Annotated in this window: 18 protein-coding genes and 2 pseudogenes; 11 read left to right on the forward strand and 9 right to left on the reverse strand. The window is 56.0% G+C overall.

Features of this window, described 5'->3' with window-relative positions:
* Position 1 precedes the first annotated feature (1 nt).
* The 5 genes from JZX87_RS23205 to JZX87_RS23225 form a co-directional block, all read right to left on the reverse strand.
* Positions 2-2,356: a SpoIIE family protein phosphatase gene (locus JZX87_RS23205; protein ID WP_206828255.1), complete on the reverse strand. Its 2,355-nt coding sequence runs from the start codon at positions 2,354-2,356 to the stop codon at positions 2-4.
* Positions 2,356-3,456, reverse strand: a complete 1,101-nt coding sequence (locus JZX87_RS23210; RefSeq protein WP_404946263.1) for a class I SAM-dependent methyltransferase — start codon at positions 3,454-3,456, stop codon at positions 2,356-2,358. The genes JZX87_RS23205 and JZX87_RS23210 overlap by 1 nt, the downstream gene beginning before the upstream one ends.
* Positions 3,457-3,524: 68 nt before the next feature.
* Positions 3,525-4,001: a hypothetical protein gene (locus tag JZX87_RS23215; RefSeq protein ID WP_206828259.1), complete on the reverse strand. Its 477-nt coding sequence runs from the start codon at positions 3,999-4,001 to the stop codon at positions 3,525-3,527.
* 45 nt (positions 4,002-4,046) lie between these two features.
* Positions 4,047-5,717 (reverse strand): putative bifunctional diguanylate cyclase/phosphodiesterase, encoded by a 1,671-nt coding sequence (locus JZX87_RS23220; protein ID WP_148148373.1) that lies wholly within the window; start codon positions 5,715-5,717, stop codon positions 4,047-4,049.
* A 990-nt stretch (positions 5,718-6,707) separates the two neighbouring features.
* Entirely contained in the window at positions 6,708-6,908 is a 201-nt protein-coding gene (locus tag JZX87_RS23225) for a hypothetical protein (RefSeq protein WP_206828260.1), read from the reverse strand.
* Between the two features lie 358 nt (positions 6,909-7,266).
* Here JZX87_RS23225 and JZX87_RS23230 point away from each other — a divergent pair, with 358 nt between their 5' ends.
* The 6 genes from JZX87_RS23230 to JZX87_RS23255 all read left to right on the forward strand — a co-directional run bounded on the left by JZX87_RS23230 (position 7,267) and on the right by JZX87_RS23255 (position 11,934).
* Positions 7,267-7,695: a helix-turn-helix domain-containing protein gene (locus tag JZX87_RS23230; protein ID WP_206828262.1), complete on the forward strand. Its 429-nt coding sequence runs from the start codon at positions 7,267-7,269 to the stop codon at positions 7,693-7,695.
* 354 nt (positions 7,696-8,049) lie between these two features.
* Positions 8,050-9,531, forward strand: coding sequence for a hypothetical protein (locus JZX87_RS23235; RefSeq protein WP_206828264.1), 1,482 nt, complete (start codon positions 8,050-8,052; stop codon positions 9,529-9,531).
* Positions 9,532-9,562: 31 nt separating this feature from the next.
* Positions 9,563-9,781 (forward strand): hypothetical protein, encoded by a 219-nt coding sequence (locus JZX87_RS23240; RefSeq protein WP_148148606.1) that lies wholly within the window; start codon positions 9,563-9,565, stop codon positions 9,779-9,781.
* 8 nt (positions 9,782-9,789) lie between these two features.
* Complete coding sequence (locus tag JZX87_RS23245) at positions 9,790-10,941, forward strand: YcaO-like family protein (protein ID WP_353654244.1); 1,152 nt, start codon at positions 9,790-9,792, stop codon at positions 10,939-10,941.
* Entirely contained in the window at positions 10,938-11,627 is a 690-nt protein-coding gene (locus JZX87_RS23250; protein ID WP_206828268.1) for a TfuA-like protein, read from the forward strand. Before JZX87_RS23245 ends, JZX87_RS23250 begins: the two co-directional genes overlap by 4 nt.
* Before the next feature lie 91 nt (positions 11,628-11,718).
* Complete coding sequence (locus JZX87_RS23255) at positions 11,719-11,934, forward strand: hypothetical protein (RefSeq protein WP_206828269.1); 216 nt, start codon at positions 11,719-11,721, stop codon at positions 11,932-11,934.
* A 148-nt stretch (positions 11,935-12,082) separates the two neighbouring features.
* Here the strand turns inward: JZX87_RS23255 and istA are convergent.
* Positions 12,083-13,030, reverse strand: a pseudogene (gene istA / locus JZX87_RS23260) (IS21 family transposase); the annotation flags it as partial.
* Between the two features lie 199 nt (positions 13,031-13,229).
* On the opposite strand from istA, the gene JZX87_RS23265 reads away from it, so the two are divergent.
* From JZX87_RS23265 to JZX87_RS23280, 4 genes are read left to right on the forward strand one after another with little or no spacing between them, the layout of a single operon-like run.
* Entirely contained in the window at positions 13,230-13,712 is a 483-nt protein-coding gene (locus tag JZX87_RS23265) for a pyridoxamine 5'-phosphate oxidase family protein (protein ID WP_148147202.1), read from the forward strand.
* A gap of 14 nt (positions 13,713-13,726) precedes the next feature.
* Positions 13,727-14,362 (forward strand): glutathione S-transferase, encoded by a 636-nt coding sequence (locus JZX87_RS23270; RefSeq protein ID WP_206828271.1) that lies wholly within the window; start codon positions 13,727-13,729, stop codon positions 14,360-14,362.
* Between the two features lie 7 nt (positions 14,363-14,369).
* Positions 14,370-14,972: a DedA family protein gene (locus JZX87_RS23275; RefSeq protein WP_148147200.1), complete on the forward strand. Its 603-nt coding sequence runs from the start codon at positions 14,370-14,372 to the stop codon at positions 14,970-14,972.
* A gap of 17 nt (positions 14,973-14,989) precedes the next feature.
* Complete coding sequence (locus tag JZX87_RS23280) at positions 14,990-15,430, forward strand: MgtC/SapB family protein (RefSeq protein ID WP_206828320.1); 441 nt, start codon at positions 14,990-14,992, stop codon at positions 15,428-15,430.
* Positions 15,431-15,502: 72 nt separating this feature from the next.
* Here JZX87_RS23280 and JZX87_RS23285 read toward each other — a convergent pair whose 3' ends face one another.
* Entirely contained in the window at positions 15,503-15,751 is a 249-nt protein-coding gene (locus tag JZX87_RS23285) for a hypothetical protein (protein WP_148147199.1), read from the reverse strand.
* 39 nt (positions 15,752-15,790) lie between these two features.
* Entirely contained in the window at positions 15,791-16,615 is an 825-nt protein-coding gene (locus tag JZX87_RS23290) for a DUF1206 domain-containing protein (RefSeq protein WP_206828273.1), read from the reverse strand.
* Between the two features lie 102 nt (positions 16,616-16,717).
* On the opposite strand from JZX87_RS23290, the pseudogene JZX87_RS23295 reads away from it, so the two are divergent.
* Positions 16,718-17,636: pseudogene (locus JZX87_RS23295) on the forward strand (ABC transporter ATP-binding protein); the annotation flags it as partial.
* Positions 17,637-17,839: 203 nt separating this feature from the next.
* Here JZX87_RS23295 and JZX87_RS23300 read toward each other — a convergent pair.
* Positions 17,840-18,778, reverse strand: coding sequence for a LysR family transcriptional regulator (locus JZX87_RS23300; RefSeq protein ID WP_206828275.1), 939 nt, complete (start codon positions 18,776-18,778; stop codon positions 17,840-17,842).
* Positions 18,779-18,804: the final 26 nt, after the last annotated feature.

Genomic DNA, 18,804 nt, shown 5'->3' on the forward strand with positions numbered 1-18,804 from the left:
ACTACCTGTGCCGCAATACGAGAAGTGTGATGTCGTCGTGAATCTTGTGGGGACCTATATAGGCCATGAGCTTGTCGATAATCCCGGCGACTATGAGGTCCGCACTTTGTAAGTGCAGCCGCACCGCTTCCTGGCAAAGGCGATCGATTCCAAAAAGTTCGCCCTTTTCATTCTCGGCTTCCGTCACCCCGTCGGTGTGGAGAATGATGATATCGTCTTTCGCGAGCGGGACCTTCCGGGTGCCGACGAAAGGTGAGATGTCGGATTCCAGCCCGATCGGAAGACCGAGATCCATGGTCGCTATTCGTTCCAGATTACCATTGGCGCGAACAACAATGACCTCCTCGTGCTGGCCCGAAATAAGCATATCGCTCCCGTCATAATCAAGGAAGGCGAGGGTTAGATGCTTGTCGATCCTGGTGCGCACGATGTTCTTGAACAGGGCGCTATTGAGATCGACCAGAAATTTGACCGGATCGGTTGTACCTGCCTCCTGCAGAGCTCTGGCGACGGACTGGACCATCAGCATGAGAACGCCGCTTTCGAGCCCGTGTCCGGTCACGTCGCCGATGCCGATCTTGAAGCGTCCGTCTGCTTCGAGAACGTCGTAGTAGTCGCCTCCCACCTCGTCGGCAGCACTCATGTAGGCCGCGATCTCCAAATCCTTTGAAGCGGCTAGTTCCGAGGCGAGAGGCAAAACCATCATCTGGATTCTCTCGGCGACCGCCAACTCCGTGCCCAGCCGCCGGTTTTCACGCTCCAATAGCGCATTGAGCGCCGATATCTCTTCCTTCGCACCTTCGATTTCGACCGTGCGCTCTTCCACGAGCTGTTCGAGATTGTCGGTGTGGTAGCTGATCTGCTCGGCCATCCGGTTGAAGGCCTCGCTTGCTTCTCCGACCTCGTCGCGACTGGAGACCGGGACACGGACCGAATAATCCTGCGCCTGGATGCGTCGTGCGGCGCCGGCAAGCGCGCTGATGCCGCCGGTAATGCGCTTCGACACGGCCAGCACCGCCATCGTCACGATCATCAGGGACAGAAGGATCGCAAGAATCTGGTAGACAACGATGCGGTTTGTCGCATCAAAGATCTTGGTCTGCGCGGCAAACAGGGAGGCATAGATCTCGCGTTCAGGAACGACGATCCCAAGCGACATCGCGTCTTGCCTGACCTTGCCCGGTTCCCAGAGATTGACCGGCGGAAGCTCCTTCATGATCACCATGAACGGCACGGGCTCGCCGTTCTGATCCAGGAGCAGATGCCTGATGCCGTCATCATGATTGCCGGCCAGTTGGGCGATTGCCGGCTGCGAACTGTCCCGGAGCGATCGCTCAAGGCCGGTGACGCCGGTTCCCTTGCCGCCACTTGCCGACCGCAGGCCAATTGTCCTTTCGCCCTCCTTGCTGATGGCGATGACGTTTCCGTCGGACATTGCCAGAAATCCGAAACCACTATCGGCGACCTTTACATTCTCGACTATCCCGGCAAGCTGATCGAGGGTGATGTCGGCGCCGGCGGTTCCGGCCACGCTTTTCCTGTCGGCGCTCCAAAGCGGATGAAAGAAGCTGACGATCTGCTTGCCGGTAATGGCGTCGGTGTACGGAGCGGTCTGGGTGATTTCATTGGGCACGGGTCGCGATCCGCGACCAACCGCCCAGCCTTGCCAGGCCTCGTAAAGGCCCGGAAAGAAAAAGTCCCAGAAATTGGCGTCGTTGTGGCCGGGATAGAGCCGGTCGAAGGTTTGCGCCTGCTCCGTATAGGGAGCCGTGCGGAAGATCGGCCGATCTTTCGGTCCAATGAAATACATCTGGAGTTTCGATGAGCCGTTTTTCAGCAGGCTCGGCGCAATGAGGTCGAGAACGGCGCTCGCTCTAATTTCGGTCTGTACGTCGGTCCGCGGTGAATGATCCTTGTCCAGCAGGTAGCCCCAGGCGCTGACAACAGACGGACTGCCGGGCGCATTTTGGGCCCATTGTCCGGCAGGATTGAAGGAAAGCCCGACGCTCCCCGGTGAAATGCCGGATATCGCAGATCCAATCTCCGCCTGTCCTTTCGGATTGTCGATCTGCTCCTGCAGAACGCCTGCTAGAACACCGACATCGTTGTTCACCTGGCCGAGAAGCAGCGAGACCTGGGCTGCAGTAGAATTCGCGTAGGTGCGAATATAGTCCAGGCTGGCCTGTTCAAGTCCGTGGCCGACCTCTTCGGTAGCGTCACGTGACAGGCGCTGGACATTCCATAGAGCGAGCCCGCCGCTGATAAGCAGATCGAAGAGAACAGCGCCACCGACGACAAGAATGAACTTGGCCCGGAAAGATCCCCACGGTCGGTTGCCGATCTGTGTATTCGCCATCAATATGGTTTCCGCCCTGACGCCGCCCAGATCGGCCATCCTGCGTAGCCCTTGGGATGAAGAGCCGCGAGAACGTGATCCTTGAACCCCTGCCTGAACCTACGTATGAAATCCGGCGGGTCACCTCGCCGTACCGCCATCTGCCCGGCATAGACGTTTTCCCATGCTTCGATCATGTTGGCGAAATCCCGCGGATCTCCGTCAAGATTGGTTACCATGAAGGTCTCTACCTGAATGGCATCGAAGCCGGCATCGGTGAGCAGGCGCCGGCTTTTCGGCCCCATCTCGACGTCCATATCGAAATGGCTGAAGAGCCTGGCGACCTGATCATAGGTCCAGCGGATCGATTCCGAATGCGGCTCACCCAGGCAATGGGAGTTCTTCTCGTTGGTGATGTAGACCCTGCCACCCGGCTTGCATATCCGATAGAGCTCGCGCAGCAGAACATCCGGCCGATCGAAAATCTGCAAGGAATGGCGGCACGTGACGAAATCGAACTGGTTGTCTGCCAGCAGCATCTGGGAGGCATCCCCGTAGGTGTATTCGATGGATGTCAGGCCGAAGTCTGCCGCCACCCGCCTTGCGTATTCCAGGCTTTTCCTCGAGTGGTCTAATGCGAGGAGACGCGTCGGATTGAAATGTCGTTTGATCAGGGTCGCGAAGTCGCCGATCCCGCAACAGATATCCGCGATGGCCAGGCCGTCTCGAAGGCCATGTCGGCCAAGAATCTCGCGCTCATGGCGCCAGGTCATCTTTGTCTGGGTTCGAAGGATGGGAATGAAGCTTTCATCCTCCACAAACGTCTGACCCGGATAGAAGGCTGAATCATAGATTTCGACCAGCAGGTTGGGCTCATCGGATGCCAAAGTCTTGAAGAGAGGCGCTGACCAGGCAATGACACTCGACGTCACGATGACGATCTTGCGCTGTCGGTCTGCCTTGCACGCACTGGACAGGATTTCCGCAATACAATTGAACGCGGTCATGTTGATGTGGGTGAGGCGACGCGTATTCACATAGACGGTGTTGCTGTGGCCATCGAGATTGCGCCTGATGACCTCTGCCGCACTCGCCATTTCCTGAACTGTCTGAGGGCGCATTCTGCCGCTCAGCAGGATCTCCTGATTTACGTCGTTGAACTCTGCCGAGAACGATAAGAGAGATCGGCTCAATGGATGCCCTCCTGCAGAATGAATTCTGCAATCAGCGTCACCCGATCATCGGTGCTGCTATCGAAGGACAGTGTCACTCCGAGGGCCTGGCCCATCATTATGAGGTTCCCGGCAGGTTGTTGCCCTTCAGACCCAGAGGAAATGGCCGGAGCCGACCAGCTATCGCGCCCATGCTTGTCGAGTGGAAAGCCGACCTTCATACGCACACATGCATCGCTTTTCAGCAGATTGAAATCGATCCGGCCTCTCGGGCCCACTGAGCGAAAGGCTAGTTCGACAATCTCGTTGGCAAGCAGGGAACTGAAGTTGGCATAGCGCGCGGGATCCTCGTGCGATTGGCCGATTATAGTCCCCAGATATTCCGCAATCGTGTCGCAGAGGCGAAACTCGCACGCGAACAAAGCGGCATCCAATGTCAACGCCGCCATGTCCTGAAACTCTGCCGATTTCGGACTAACGTATTGCCCTGTCATGGTCATCTCCACAAATAGATCCGGAAGAATGCGATTTCATCAGGGCTATGGATGTGCCTGCTGGTCAGGTGAACCAGAGCGCCCGGTGAGTGCCTGAATCAGAGATTCCGAGCTCCGGATAAAGCCCTTTATCGACGCGGCCGGCAAAGGCTTACCGACCGCATACCCCTGTAAACGATCACATCCCAGCCCGCGAAGCCAATCGGCCTGCTCGGACGTTTCGACACCTTCGGCGGCGACCTCCATTCCCAGATCGTGTGCGAGAGTTACGACGGACCGGACGATGGCTTGGCTCTTAGGGTCGATTTCGAGATCTGAAACGAAGTATTTGTCGATCTTCAGTGTGTCGAACGGAAAATTCTTCAGATAGCTCAACGAGGAATACTGCGTACCGAAATCGTCGAGAGCTATCCTAATTCCGAGCACGCTGAGCGTGTTAAGAGTATCCAGGTTGTTGACGGTCTGCTCCAGCAGAACGCTTTCGGTAATCTCGAGTTCAAGACGATCGGAGGCCAGGCCGACAGAATCCAAGACCTGCGAAATCCGATCGGTTAGGCCGCTGACTAGGAATTCGGCGGGAGATAGATTGACAGCGACGATGCACTCGGAAGGCCACGTCAATGCCTCGCGACAAGCATTTTCCAGAACCCATCGACCGATATCACTCATCAGACCGTCCGCCTCGGCCATCGGAATAAAAACAGCGGGAGGGATTGAGCCGAGCAGTGGATGTTGCCATCGAAGCAGCGCCTCGAATCCGAACAGTCGACCATGCTCCACGATTGGTTGGTATTCCAGAATAAACTGGTCCTTCTCAAGTGCAATCCGCAGGCTTCTGCGCAACAGTTCTCGCTGCTCGATGATCTGCAGCATAGAAGCGTCGAAGACGCTGGCGCGGCCGCGTCCAGCCTTTTTGGCGGCGTAAAGCGCTACATCCGCGGTTTTCATCAGGGTTTCCGGATCGGCCCCATCCGCAGGTGCAATCGAGATACCGACACTCAGGCCAACAAACACCGAAATACCGTCGATCGTGAAGGATTGGTTGAAGGCCTGAACAAGCGCATCCCCAACCTCTTTGTTCCGAAGGCGATGACCAGAGCCAACGGATATGATCGCGAATTCGTCGCCGGCCAAACGGTAAACTCGCTCACTGCCGGCAAGGCAGTCCCTGATCCGGCTTGAAGCGAATTTGAGCAGCTTGTCACCCGCCGCATGCCCGAGGGTGTCATTCACCGGTTTGAAGTCATCGAGATCTAACTGCATTAGACAGACGGTATTGCCTTCGGCGGTCAGGTCCTTCAACGCCGCCAAAAGGTCGCTCGCAAACTGCCGTCGGTTCGGCAGTCCGGTCAGCGGATCATGAGTTGCCTGATGCAGCAGGGCAGCGCGCTCCGCCCTGTCCCCGCTCCGATACGTATGCACAACGCCATAAAACTCCCCGATGGCGTGAAACGTGAGTTCGCGGACTGCTCCGTTTTCCAGCTCGTGGCTGATGCGAAGCGGCTGCTCCGGCCTCGTCTTGAGATGGGCCGAGACGGTGACACTATCCAGTTCCGGATAGATATCCCAAAGCGACGAGCCACTTTCGCGAAGGGTCGGCCGACTTCCATTCGTCAAGCCGATCAGTTCGAATTGATGATTGAATAGCGCAAGCTTGTCAGTCCAACTGTTCACGGTTTCTGGTGAAGGCTGCCAACTGGATTGCGCATTGCTCATCTGTGAGAGTACCCCCTCATCGTCGTTCACGGACGTGCCTTCGCACAGCCTACCTCCAAATCTATATTAGTGTAAGCTACTTAATAATCGACCAATAAAGCTGATCGCAATGGATATTGAAGGCTCGGACCTCAGCTCGGCCGCCAGTTCGCCGTCGAGTACGACGGATGCGACATTAGAGCGAGACGCGGTTGGGCTGTATCAATTCAATGTCTTTGAGCCGTGTTATGTTCGCTTTCCACACAAAAAGTACGCTTTCTGTTGGCTTCCAGCGGGTGGTCATCCTCGAGATTGAATCTATGCGCTTTGCCGAAATCATTCGGCAGGCCGCGGATGGCGCGCAGCAAGGCTACGTAAGTTTTAATTTTCGATTTATCCAATCCAGTCGCGTATGCCGATCGGGCAACTCGAGGTGCTCGCTTTACGATTGCCAGGACGACCCTTGAAATATTTGCTCGATACAAACGTTGTCTCTGAGCTTGGTAAGGTCGGCGACGGTAAAGCTGATCCGAACGTGACCGCTTGATTGGCGCGCCGGGATCCCGAGATCTGTATTTTTCCGCCGTGGCAGTTTTAGGGCTTGAGCGCGGGATACTTAGCATACAGAGGCGTGACATTGAGAAGGGCACTTGTTTCCAGGCTTAGATGTATAAGCCAGTTCACCCGGAGTTTGCTGAGCGCATCATGTCTGTCGATGAAACAACTGCGACGCGATGGGCCCCTTTACATATTCGCGATTGCGGCAAATGCAACGGATGTACCCATCGCCGCCATGGCCATCGTGCACCGGTTGATGGGCGTGACGCGACATATTCAAGATTGCCGGGGATCTGGTGTTGCCCTCCTCGGTCCATGCCATGCCTGATGGCCGGGACGCAGGGCGCACTTTAGCTTTTCGGCGAGACTATCTGAAAATGTTACCGATTTTACAGTCAGCGAGCCATTGGTTCCAACCTAACAAGTCCGTTCTCTAGAATATAGATGAGAACTTCAGGTCATCGTTTGGCCGTCGAGAGGTAAGACTTTTATCTCAAGTTCGCGTTCACGAATATCACGTGCATCGCAAACGCTTTGTGCAGATGTGTCTGCAAAGTGATGTTTGAGCGCCAGCCGCAAATCTCTCTGGCTATCTTTGCGGACCTTAAGTGCGGCGAGCTTTCGCATTTTCGACTGCCGCTGCTCATATTCCATATGAAAACACCTAAATGTCGTTTCTCAAATAGTCGCTCGAGAGAGGTATAGACGTGGTCATCTGCCCCTTACGTAGCTGACTAGCGCGATTTGACGGTGTGGTGGCGTGAAACAAGCGTGACATGCTTTTGGGCGCTAGACATGAGGATAACTCGTCCTCCTATTCTGAACGTCAACTGCTCGCCTGATTTCAAAGCCGCCGCTGCGTAATTTCGCGAGCTCAGTTCAGAAAAACACCTCCATTACCGATAGGCACCTAAAAACAAAGACCCAATAAATTTTTGATCTGGCACAACCAAGACCGGTTGCATCGATTACCCGCTTCAATCATTCTGGCAGAATTGTCGAGGGGAAGACGATGACTAAGAAAGTGGGACCGGATCCAATCGACGTGCATGTCGGTGGAAAGATTAAACTTCGCAGACTTGTGTTGCGCATGTCGCAGGAAAAACTTGCGGAAGGATTGGGAGTTACGTTCCAGCAGGTTCAAAAATATGAGAAGGGAACCAATCGTGTCGGCGCAAGCCGGCTTCAGATGATGGCATCCATTCTGCAGGTCCCGGTGGGATTTTTCTTCACGAATACCGTCGGTTCGAACGAAAATTCGCAATTCGATCCGCGGCCTGATGACGTGGTGATGAGGTTTCTCTCGAGCCGGGAAGGCGTAGAATTAAACGCAGCCTTCGTTCGCTTGCGTGACCCAAGAACCCGGCAGAGCGTTGTTCATCTCATTAAATCACTCGCGTCTGTCGGGACTGATCCCACGGCGGAGGATCCGAAGCTTTAACGACAGGCCGATCTGGTGCTGCATTTGACTACATTCGGCCCCGTGACGCTGACCGAACGCGGAAAAGGTGCTCTGCCTTTGCCACGCAAGGCCTTGTTGTGTGCGGCATATCTCGCGACTGAGCAGAACATAGATCCCTCCCGGGAACATCTTGCGGCTATCTTATGGCCGGGCGATGGTAGCACGGCGCGACTAAATCTCAGAAAAATGATAGAGCGCGTGCGTCAATGCGAGACAGAGGGGTGGCTGAATCCTTTCGAGATCTCGCCGTCAACCATGCGGGTTTCCGACAGTGTCCAGACCGATTTCAGCACCTTTGCAGCAAATCTTGAACCGCTGCAAAAGTTGCGGGCCGTGAAATCACTGATCGAAAGACCGTTTCTGGATATCGTCGGAGCTCCGGCGCCGCTCGCTGGCTGGATAGAAAGGCGGCGGCGGGACTATTGGTGGCAGTTCCGGGAAATTCTTGTCGGATCAGCGCCTCATGCCGCAGAGAAATCCGACTGGTTGGTCGTTCGCGAAGGAGGAAAATTGCTTCTCGAAAACGATCCGTCAGATGAAGTTGTTGCGGAAATCTTGTTCAGTGCGCATCAACGGATTTCGGGAAACAGCGGTTCTGTTCGCCTGCATGCTGAACCCCGTCATGAGACGGTACAGCAGCTCGGTGCTCCAGCCGCGCCCTTCAGGGCTCAGCCGGATCTTCCGCGTCTGGTACTGCTTCCGCCCACACTTCACGGCAATGTCGATGCAGGGGTTGCCTCGGCATTGATCGAGGATATCACCATCGGGCTCTGTGCGCTTCGAAGCGCAGCGGTGGTTGCCCCATATACGGCCGCGAAAATCAGAGAACATTCCGATAAGCTCGCTCAGCTCGAGACCCATTCGATTTCATATGTGGTCGACACAAGGATTTCGGAGGAGGGACTGTTTGCGCAAATGGTTTTCCTTCCTGCAGACGCGGTGCTATGGGCGGAGCGCTTTCCTCTTGGCGGAAGCTCTCTCGTGTCTCGGCGCAAGGACGTTGCCGGTCTCATCGTGAGTGCTATTTCGGGTCATCTTGGAAAAAGTGTAGGTCAGCTTGACGAATTTCGCACGCAGCCCGAGGTCTATCGTTCGTATCTTTTCAGCATTCAGCATCTCAACACCTATACACTGCCAGGAATGCGCCGGGCACGCAGCGCATTCAAGGAAACCTTGAAGCTTCGCAGTGATTTTGCACCTGCATTGTCTGGGCTTTCGCGAACGTTTTCATGGGAATGGGTGCTGACGGCAAGGGGAGACGATGAGCTGTTGGTGCAGGCAGAGGCTTTGGCAAGACAGGCGGTGGCCGCGTCTCCGGATCTTGCGACGGCGCATCGCGATCTTGGCCTATCTCTTCTATACAGAGGAGACGTCGATGCCAGCCTTCGATCATTTCACGAAGCAGAGCAACTCAGTCCGCATCTGGCCGATGCGCTTTGCGGCTACGCCGACGCATTGGTTCACGCATCGAGACCGGATGACGGGCTGAGAAAGATCATCAAGGCCATATCGCTCAATCCGATGCCGCCTGATGACTATCGTTGGATCGCCGCGGGAGCGAGTTACTTTCTCGGAGATTTTTCCGGCGCCATTTCGCATATTGAAAGCATGGAGGACGGCTCTTCGGCACGCAGGTTGCTTGCCGCCAGCTATGCCATGGCGGGAGACATGCAAAGAGCGCGGATGCATCGCCGAAAGGCGCAGGAACTCAATCCTCTCTTCGAGCTTGAGAAATGGCTGTCGATCCTTCCGGTGAGGGAGCAATGGCAGAAAGATCTTTATCGGGAAGGCCTGATGAAGGCTGGTTTTCAGTAAGATGTTCCACGAACGCAAATGGAGTATGTTGATGTCAAAGATAGTTGTAATCGGGCTTCCGGGTGAAACGGGACTTTATCTGGCGGATCTGGACGCCGGGACGGTTGTTGCTTTTGAGGTACCCGCAAATGGGACGCTCGCTTCGGCAAATGACATCCGAAAGGCAGGCGGATCCGTCGTGAAGGACGTCGATTTCGCCGTTGCGATTGGTGCCTCAGAGGCTGCTTTTTCAGGGGTGTTCGATGGTTGAGGCGGGACGTGGAGCGAGCATATCCAACTGCTGAGACTTACCGCCGAGTGTCTCCTCACCTGGCGGAATACGGCATTACGCGGGTAAGCCGCCATACCGGACTTGATTTCCTAAACATTCCGGTATGGTGCGCCTACATCCCGAACGCGAAGTCGATTGTGGTTGCCCACGGTAAGGGCCTCACGGATGATGACGCGAGGACTTCCGCAGTAATGGAGGCTTTGGAACGGGCAGTTGCCTGTGATCCGCTGGTCGGCGTGGTCACGGCTAGCCGCACCGCCCTAAAGCGTGATGGACGCAGATACGACCTTCTACCCGAATTTCTGGCCTCTCGTCAGGATGTTGGCGCCTGGGAAGACGAGATTGTCCTCGTCGAGGCCACCGACCTTTTCTCAGGCGAGACCGTACTCGTGCCTTACGATGCCGTGTCCCTGGATCGGACCGTGCCGGATATTCGGTACTGGAAGTCTTCGGACGGTCTGGCATCAGGAAACACGGAGGAAGAAGCCGTTTTCCACGCACTGCTCGAGCGGATAGAGCGAGATGCAATGGCTCTCTGGCAGCTTCGGTCGGAGCCGCGACAAGTCGCTTCTGCGGTATCCCCGGAAGCATTCGAAAATTCCTGCGTAACGGAGCTCGCGAGACAGGTAGAGCGGGCGGGGATGCTGCTGCGGCTTTTTGATGTTACCAGCGATATTGGCATCCCCACCATCGCGGCCTATATCGCCGAAGCGAGCGTCTTGGAAGCGATGGCACCGCGATATGTCGACGTGACATTCGGCTGCGGCACCCACGTGGATGCCGCGAAAGCCGCCTTGCGCGCAATCACCGAAGCCGCCCAATCCCGCCTGACCTATATCAGCGGCGCGAGAGATGACGTCTATCCCGAGACCTATCTGAGACCGTTGCCGGAAGATATTAAGCGTCTTGTGGCCATCCGGCCGGGCGCTCTTTCGCCGAAACGGAACGCCAGCCAATCGAAATCCATCGTCCAGTTATTAGAACGACGCGGGCTATCGCGGCTTTATTCCATCAGACTGTCGGAGCCTGGGTTGCCGTTCGTTGTCGTCAAAATCCTTGCTCCCGAGTTGGAGAACCCGCCCGGGGACAGAAAGTTCAGGCATGGTGCCAGGGCAATAGCCGCTGCGCTTTCGCCATGAAGGTCGTTTTTGTCGGCCCAAGCCTACCCGATGCGACCGAATACACCGGACCATCGGTGGAGATAAGACCTCCAGCCGTTCAGAGCGACATCCTGAATGCCGTGCGCGAAGGAGCCACCGTGATTGGGCTCATCGACGGGGGCTTCGAATACACTGCCCCCGTATGGCACAAGGAGATCCTGTATGCCCTGTCGAAGGGTGTGGTGGTAGCGGGCGCCGCAAGTATGGGCGCGTTGCGCGCGGCGGAATGCCAGTCGTTCGGCATGGTCGGGGTGGGCCGGATATTCGATGATTACGCATCAGGTGCCGTGGTTGACGATGCCGCCGTCGCACTTCTTCACGCGCCGAAGGAATTGGGTTTTCGAGCCATGACGGTGCCGATCGTCAACATCCGCGCAACGGTGGAACGGCTTCGCGACCAGCAAATCTTCTCGGCTGAGGAGGCGCAGGAAATCGAAGAGATCGCCGCCACCCTATTTTTCAAACGTCGCACTTGGTCGGCATTTTACAGCCAATGCGCGAAATTTGGTCGAGTCGGTGCGGAGGCGCGCTCCCGGATCTGCCATGACCACTATGTCGATCAGAAACGTCTCGACGCCATACGCCTTATGCGGCTCGTCGCTAATACTGATCGAGGAGTTGTTCCGGCGTGGATTTTTCAAAAGACCTCTCTCTGGAGAAACTAGCCCGGTTCTCCTGCATGCGTTGTGTCACGCTCAATTCACGCTGCGGACTACGCCTCCGGGATTACGATCTGCACAAACCCGGAGGATCGCAGTGATTGACGACAGGACTGAAAGACAAGAGGAACTGGCTGCCCTCGCCAGACTAGTGATCTACGCAAGGGGATGTGCCGGGATGATAAAGGCGACGCAGGTCGAAGAACAACTGGCCGCAACTCTCGATGCGATAACATCAGAACTTGGTATGACACCTGATGCGGTTCTTGCGGGCACTCTCGAAATTGCGACAACAGGCTCAACTATTCAATAATATCAGGGTGCCAGCCGACACTATTCGCACTCGCGGGGGTATTGCGAATACATTGACAGAGTTGGCCACCCAGAAGAGGGGAATTGTTCCGCTTTATTGCTGAGCCGTTCCCCTCTTTAGCACAATTGTTTTTGGTTTAGACACGATGGCCGCGTCCGCGGCGCAACGTCATCAGGTGCGTACCGCCGACGAAGACATCCAGCCGATCGTCGAACAAGCGAACTCGTAGCCTGTGGCCGATCAGGCGGGACGGCACGGTGTAGAAGACTTTGCGCAGGGTGAAGCCACCGGTCCGGGACACCGTGACGACAATCTCTTCGAAGTCCGTGGTCCGCCGCGCGGGCAGCACTTGCAGATGGGATCGTTCTGCATCAATGCGCTTACCATGGGCAGCATTGCGACGGCTGACGATCTCATCGACAAAGGCGCGATAAGAGCCGAGGTCGTCGAATTCCTTGGTCCCCCTCATCAGCAGGGCATCATGAACGGCGTTCTTGAGATGGCCATGGGAGCTTTCGATCGAGCCGTTCTCATGCGCGACGCCTTTGTTGTTGCGCGTTGACGTCATTCGATAATGGGAGCAAAGCTGATCGTATCGGTGTGTAAGATCGACCTTGGCATCGGCGTCGAGGTTGCGGAATGCCGCCGAGAGGCTGTCGCTCCGATGATAGAGCGGCGTACCGCCCACGGACCACAGAGCATTTTGAAGCCCTTCAGCCAGCGCGACAAAGCTTTCTCCGCCGAGAATGACGTGGGCATGTTCGAAGCCGGACCAGACAAGCCGGAAGTGATAGAACAGGTGATCAAGTGGCTGGCCGGCGATCGTTACACCAAGGCGGCAGGCGTCGGTAAAATCCGACAGGCCTAACCGGCCTGGCTCGTGCGTCGGGCGGAAGATGACTTCCTGCGCCTCGCCATGGACAGCACGCCACGACCGGATCCGTCGTTCAAGCGTACGACGGATACCTTCAGACAGTTCTGGATGTCGGCGCAGCATCTCGTTGTAGACGGCGACAGCACGGATGCCGGGTGCGGCCTTCAGGAGCGGGACGACTTCTGCCTCGAATATCGGCTCCAAAGGATCAGGGCGTCGGCGTCCACGCGGGGAGACGGCGGCGCAATTGACGGTGCCCGACTTCGGTGCCAACCCGTGAGCTTAGGTTAAGATCTACGTCCAGCTATAGGATATTCAGGGCGCACTGGTGTCATTTCGGAGATACTCGGTAGAGAGATGATTGCCCCGGCGGAACATTTACTCGCAGCGCCCGTTCTCTGGCGTCACACAGGAGACCACTATGGCGCACGAAGAAGATCAGATTTCAACGGTTTGGGACCTGGCGGAAAAAATCGGGTTCTGCATGCTGACGACGCAAAGCGGCTCCGATCTGCGAGCGCGTCCAATGTCTGCATACAGCGAGCGCATCGACAACGCGTTTTATTTTTTGACCGACGTGGCGAGCCATAAGGATGAAGAGATCGCGCGATATCCAAATGTGTGCCTCGCCTTTGCTGACTCGAGGGGCCAAAAGTACGTTTCAGTCTCCGGAACGGCCGAAATCCAGAATGACCGTGAGAAAATCCGCGATCTATGGGCGACGCCTGCGAAGGCTTGGTGGGATAACGCCGACGATCCGTCGATCCGCATTCTCAAGGTGACGCCGTCCTTCGCAGAATACTGGGACAGCCCGGGCACCATCATCAGCTATATCAAAATGGCGGCGGCGGCTGTCAGCAATTCCCGTCCGGACATGGGGGATAACGCCAAGGTCCAGATGTAGGGGCGTGGCCAGGCATGTTGATTGTCCACCATCTGAATAACAGCCGATCGCAACGCATCCTTTGGTTGCTTGAAGAGCTCGGACTTGGCTACGAGATCCGGCGTTATCGCCGCAGCTCCGACATGTCTGCACCTAAGGATCTGAACGCGATCCATCCCCTCGGCAAATCACCCATTTTAGAGGATGTGGGTGAGAATGTTCAGAGGTGTATTCTGATCGAGACTGGAGCGATCTGCGAGTATCTTGTCGAGCGAGCGGATGGTCGGTTCGGACCCAACGCGGCAATAGACGCTCTCTTGTATCGTCAGTTCCTTCATTATGCAGAGGGTTCTGTGATGCCAGTCCTCTTCGCACTGCTGGTTGTTTCCAAGATCCCGATCTTGGGCCGCGTCGCGACAAAGCGCATTCAGCCTATGCTGGATACGCATCTGGACTTCATTGAATGGCACCTCGCTGCCAGGCCTTGGTTTGCGGGCGACCAGATCAGCGCAGCGGACGTGATGATGAGTTTTCCGCTTGAGGCTGCTAATGTGCGAGGAACCCTGGCTGAGGATAGACCGGCCATAACAGCATGGCTGGAACGCATCCATGCCCGGCCTGCCTATATCAATGCGCTCGAAAAGGGCGGTCCCTACGCCTTCGCTGCTTAGGTGCATCATGGAAGCTTTCGTGCAAATGATGATGCAGCGCCTTGGCCCATTCGGCATTGGCCTACTCATGTTCCTTGAGAACGTCTTCCCACCAATACCGTCTGAGTTGATCATGCCTCTTGCGGGTTATCTGGCAACGCGGGGAGACATGAATATCTCTGTCGTGATCGCCTCCGGAACGGTAGGTTCCCTGCTCGGTACACTCCCCTGGTACTGTGTTGGGCGTCGGCTCGGCCACGACGGCGTTCGTCGTCTGGCGGATAGCCATGGTCGTTGGCTCACCATGTCGCCATCCGATGTCGATGCAGCCTCTGACCGTTTCAAGCGGCACGGAAATTCTTCGGTCCTTCTGGGAAGGCTCATCCCCACGGTGCGGACACTCATCTCCGTTCCCGCTGGCGTTGCCAATATGCCATTGGGGACTTTTCTTCTTTTTTCGTCGATTGGCACGCTTGTATGGACGGCGGCGTTGGCTTTGGCAGGCTATTTCTTGGGACAGGCATACAGCGTGATCCAAGACTTTGTGGATCCCGTTTCGACAGCCGTCCTGATTATTTTGGTCGGCTATTACATTTACCGCATTGTCACCTTCAAAAAGGAGCGAACGTGAGCGAGTGGTTGGCTTCTATGGGTGTGGAACTCGATATCTTCCCACACCTGATCACGTTGCTTATCGCATATGTCCTTGCGCTGCCGATCGCTTGGGATCGTGAGAAAAACGAACGGAGCGCGGGTTTGCGCACCTTTCCTCTTGTCGCTATCGCCGCCTGCGGGTTCGTTCAGGCTGCGGAAACCGTTACTGTTGGAAATGCCGAGGCGACGGCTCGCATCGTCGAAGGTATTATCAACGGCGTCGGCTTTATTGGCGGCGGAGCCATCCTTGTAGGGAAACTTGGAACACGCGGGACGGCGACTGCCGCAAGCATATGGGCGACGGGCGCGATCGGTACCGCGGTCGGACTTGGAGCCTATGACACCGCAATTGTTCTTTCGATAGTCACGTTTGCCACGCTCCGGATAATGGCTAACTTCAAAGCAGTCAGGGACGAATCGGATGATGGCGGATGATAGCGAAGGCGAAATCGCGTTTTGGGAGCGGAAAATTCGGTATGCATTGAGCTTCCGCACATGCCGCTGCGATCATTCCGTTGAGGGTATGCTTGTTGATCCGACCCGCACATGGCTCCCACGTTCCATCACATAGTGATCAAGCGCCGCGATCAGGCCATCGACACTGTTGTGCTCGACGTCGAACGCTTTGATCAAAAAAGCGGCCGCTTCTTCTCCGAACGGGCTTTTCGGGTCGACCGAATTTTCAGCACACCATTCCAGATGCGCGTCTCTGATCGTGTTGAGTTGGTCTACGTTGAAGATCGACGATGAGTTCATGGGAGTTTTTGTCCTTCAAGCATAACGCGAGCCGCTTCCTTAGTGTCGTAGGTTCAGGGGAGCCCCGCGCTTCACATCATTGAGCCTTGGCCCTTTGACGGTGCGATATTTAGCAGCAATTAGGTTATACACCCCGAATGCGGCTAGACCGATTGCAATGACGACATAAAGGACAGAGCCGAAAGGTAGTTCGCGGAGCCACTCAAGCGCGTCCGCGATACCTCCCGCCTGATCTGGATCGACCTTGAAGCCAGCGTACGCAAACAATATCCCCGTGATAGAGAACACCGCACCTCGTGCCATGAGACCATACACGCAGATGTAAGAAAGCACTCCGCTACGATCGGGGAACTGGACATACTTCTCGAATTTTCGGAAAGCGCCTTTAGCTCCAGTGACAATGCCTCCCACCATCAGTCCGAGCCCAATCGCGATTGCCACATACGAGCCGAAGGGCTGCGACATTACCCATTGGGCGAGCCCTTTCTCTCCTGATCCACCGCTATCGCCGCTCGCACTGACCGCGTGACCGAGGGCATATACGGCGAGACCAGTGTAAGTAACTGCGCTACCAAGCAGCGCAGCCCGTATTATCATAGCTTTGCCGTCGTTACCCTGCCCATCGGCATCAGCGATCGACTGGGCCAGCCGCCAGGCCACAAAGCCGAGGAGACCAACACCAATCAATCCAACCCAGACGCGGCCGAGTGGCTGTTGCAGCAGCGTGGAGATCGCTGTTTTCGTTTCTGGCTGCCCACCGGCCATACCTGAGAAGAGTGCCAGAACAGCAACGAGAAGAAACACAATGCCGCGGGCGGCATAGCCTAGTTTTGCAAGTAGCTCGAAACGCATCACTTCCCGCATATCCACCTCCCGGTTGTTCGCTGTTTCAACGCACGAAAGCGACTGTCGTTGCCAAAGCGCAAGGTACTATCCTGTTTACGGCCTCTTTTTTGCTATTCTAGTTTGTTTGGGTCATGCTGCGGCTCAGACATCCGCAAGAGTTATGGCGGCGTAAAGACCATTCACGGTGTCGACCTCGACCGGAGGGTCAATGATCTCGATCCGAAGGATCGTCACGTCGCCATGGTCTTCCAGTCCGATGCGCTATATCCGAGTATGACGGTGGCGACGAATATGGGCTTTTCGCTGGAGCACCGCGGTGCCACCAAAGCCGAAGTCGCGGAGCGGGTGAATTGGGCGGCCAGCATACCGGGTCTTACCAATCTTCTAGGTCGCTATCCGCGCCAGCTCTCCGGCGGCCAGCGACAGCGCGTCGCCATGGGCCGCGCGATCGTCCGTAATCCACAGGTTTTCCTATTCGGCGAGCCGCTGTCGAACGTCGACGCGAAGCTGCGCGTCGTTATGCGCGGCTAGATCAAGGCGCTGCATCATAAGCTGAAAACGACCACCTTCTAGGTCACCCACAATCAGGTGGAGGCCATGACCATCCCCGACAGGATCGTCGTGATGAAACGCTGCAGGATAGAGCAGATCGGTGCGCCGCTCGATCCCTACGACCGCCGGGCAAACCAGTTCGTTGCGGGCTTCATCGGATCGCCGTCGATGAATTTTCTTAATGGCACGATAACGGAAGCGAGCTTCCAAACATCGGGCGTCGTTATGCCCCTGCCTAGGTCTATGGACACCGCTATGGGGCGGGCTGCCGTTTACGGGATTCATCCCGAACACTTTCGATTGACTGACACTTAGGTAGCGGAAGCGTTTCTGGCGAAATCGTGCTCATCTAGCCTGTGGGGTCTGAGACCGAGGTGACTATGAGGTTGGGAGATACCAATGTGATTGGCGTCTTTCGTGAGCGAATGAGCGGTACGCCTGGCGATATCATAAATGTCTCGCGCCGGATATCGACGCCATCCACCTTATTCGGAAGACGGCGCTACTCGCTTCAATTCGCACCGTGGGCTATACCTTAATTATATTCAGGAATGTAAAGTCGATTCGCAGTCTACGTCATAAAGCGGTCGCCCGCTTGCACGAATGGACCGGCTTCTCCATGGCTGAACGAGTGGAGGTGTGGGGCGTAGGCACGAAGCAGTTCAAGAGCTAAATTCGCCCCTATAGCTTTCAATGCGTGAAAAAATCCTCCCCTTCTACATAGCCCGTAACCCGGCGCACCTCACGAATGATGGTATCGGCCAGGTGTTTTGCCGCCGGAGACAGATCCCGCTTCTTCATTCGGATTAGGGACATGGCCCTTCGGATATGCGGGGCGGTCAAGGTCATCACGCGCGCGGTGACAGGGGGATGCTTGGCAAGCCGCGTACTCGGCTGGACAGCGATCCCGAGCCCCGCCTCCGCCATGGCAATTATCGTCTCGGCCTGGATGAATTGGTAGCGGTTCGTCTCTTCCAGACCGTTATCGTGCAACACCTGATCGACGATCCGGCGCATCGCAGTCTGCGGGGCCGGCAGAAGTATCGGGAATTGGGCAATTTCCTTCCAGGTTATTGTTTTTCTGGAAGGACCGACGAAGCGGGGATGGACCACCGCGTGAAGCGGTTCAACCAGTATCGGGCTGAATTCGAAGGCATTGTCCGTTCCATGCGGCCCGATCGCGAAATCGACTTCTTGCTTGCGCAAGGCCTCATATAAATCGGCTGAAGTCAACTCACGTATCGTGACGGCGATTTCTGGAAACTTGCTGACGAAATGCGTGAGTATGGGAGGCAGATGAACTGAGGCCACATGAGAGGAGCTTGCGAGTGACAACTGTCCACGCTTGAGATCTGCGGCTTCGCGTATCTCCCGCAATCCATGCAGTATCTCGAAATGCGCCTTCCTGAGACTTCCCTGCAGTTTGGCACCTTCCTCCGTCAGTTTGACGCTGCGTGTCGTACGCTCGAAGAGCTTCACCTGAAGCTGTTCCTCCAGCTGACGGATCTGGATGCTGACGGCTGAATGGGCCCGGTTCAGCTTTTCACCTGCGAGGCGAAAACTTCCTTCGTTCGCAACGACGAGGAAAGTCTGTAGCAGTCGGAGATTGATATCGTTGATCGTATCCATCGAGCGTCCTATTGGTCACTGCAAGA

The sequence above is a fragment of the Agrobacterium sp. Ap1 genome, from assembly GCF_017313375.1.
Taxonomy (GTDB): Bacteria; Pseudomonadota; Alphaproteobacteria; order Rhizobiales; family Rhizobiaceae; genus Neorhizobium; species Neorhizobium cellulosilyticum.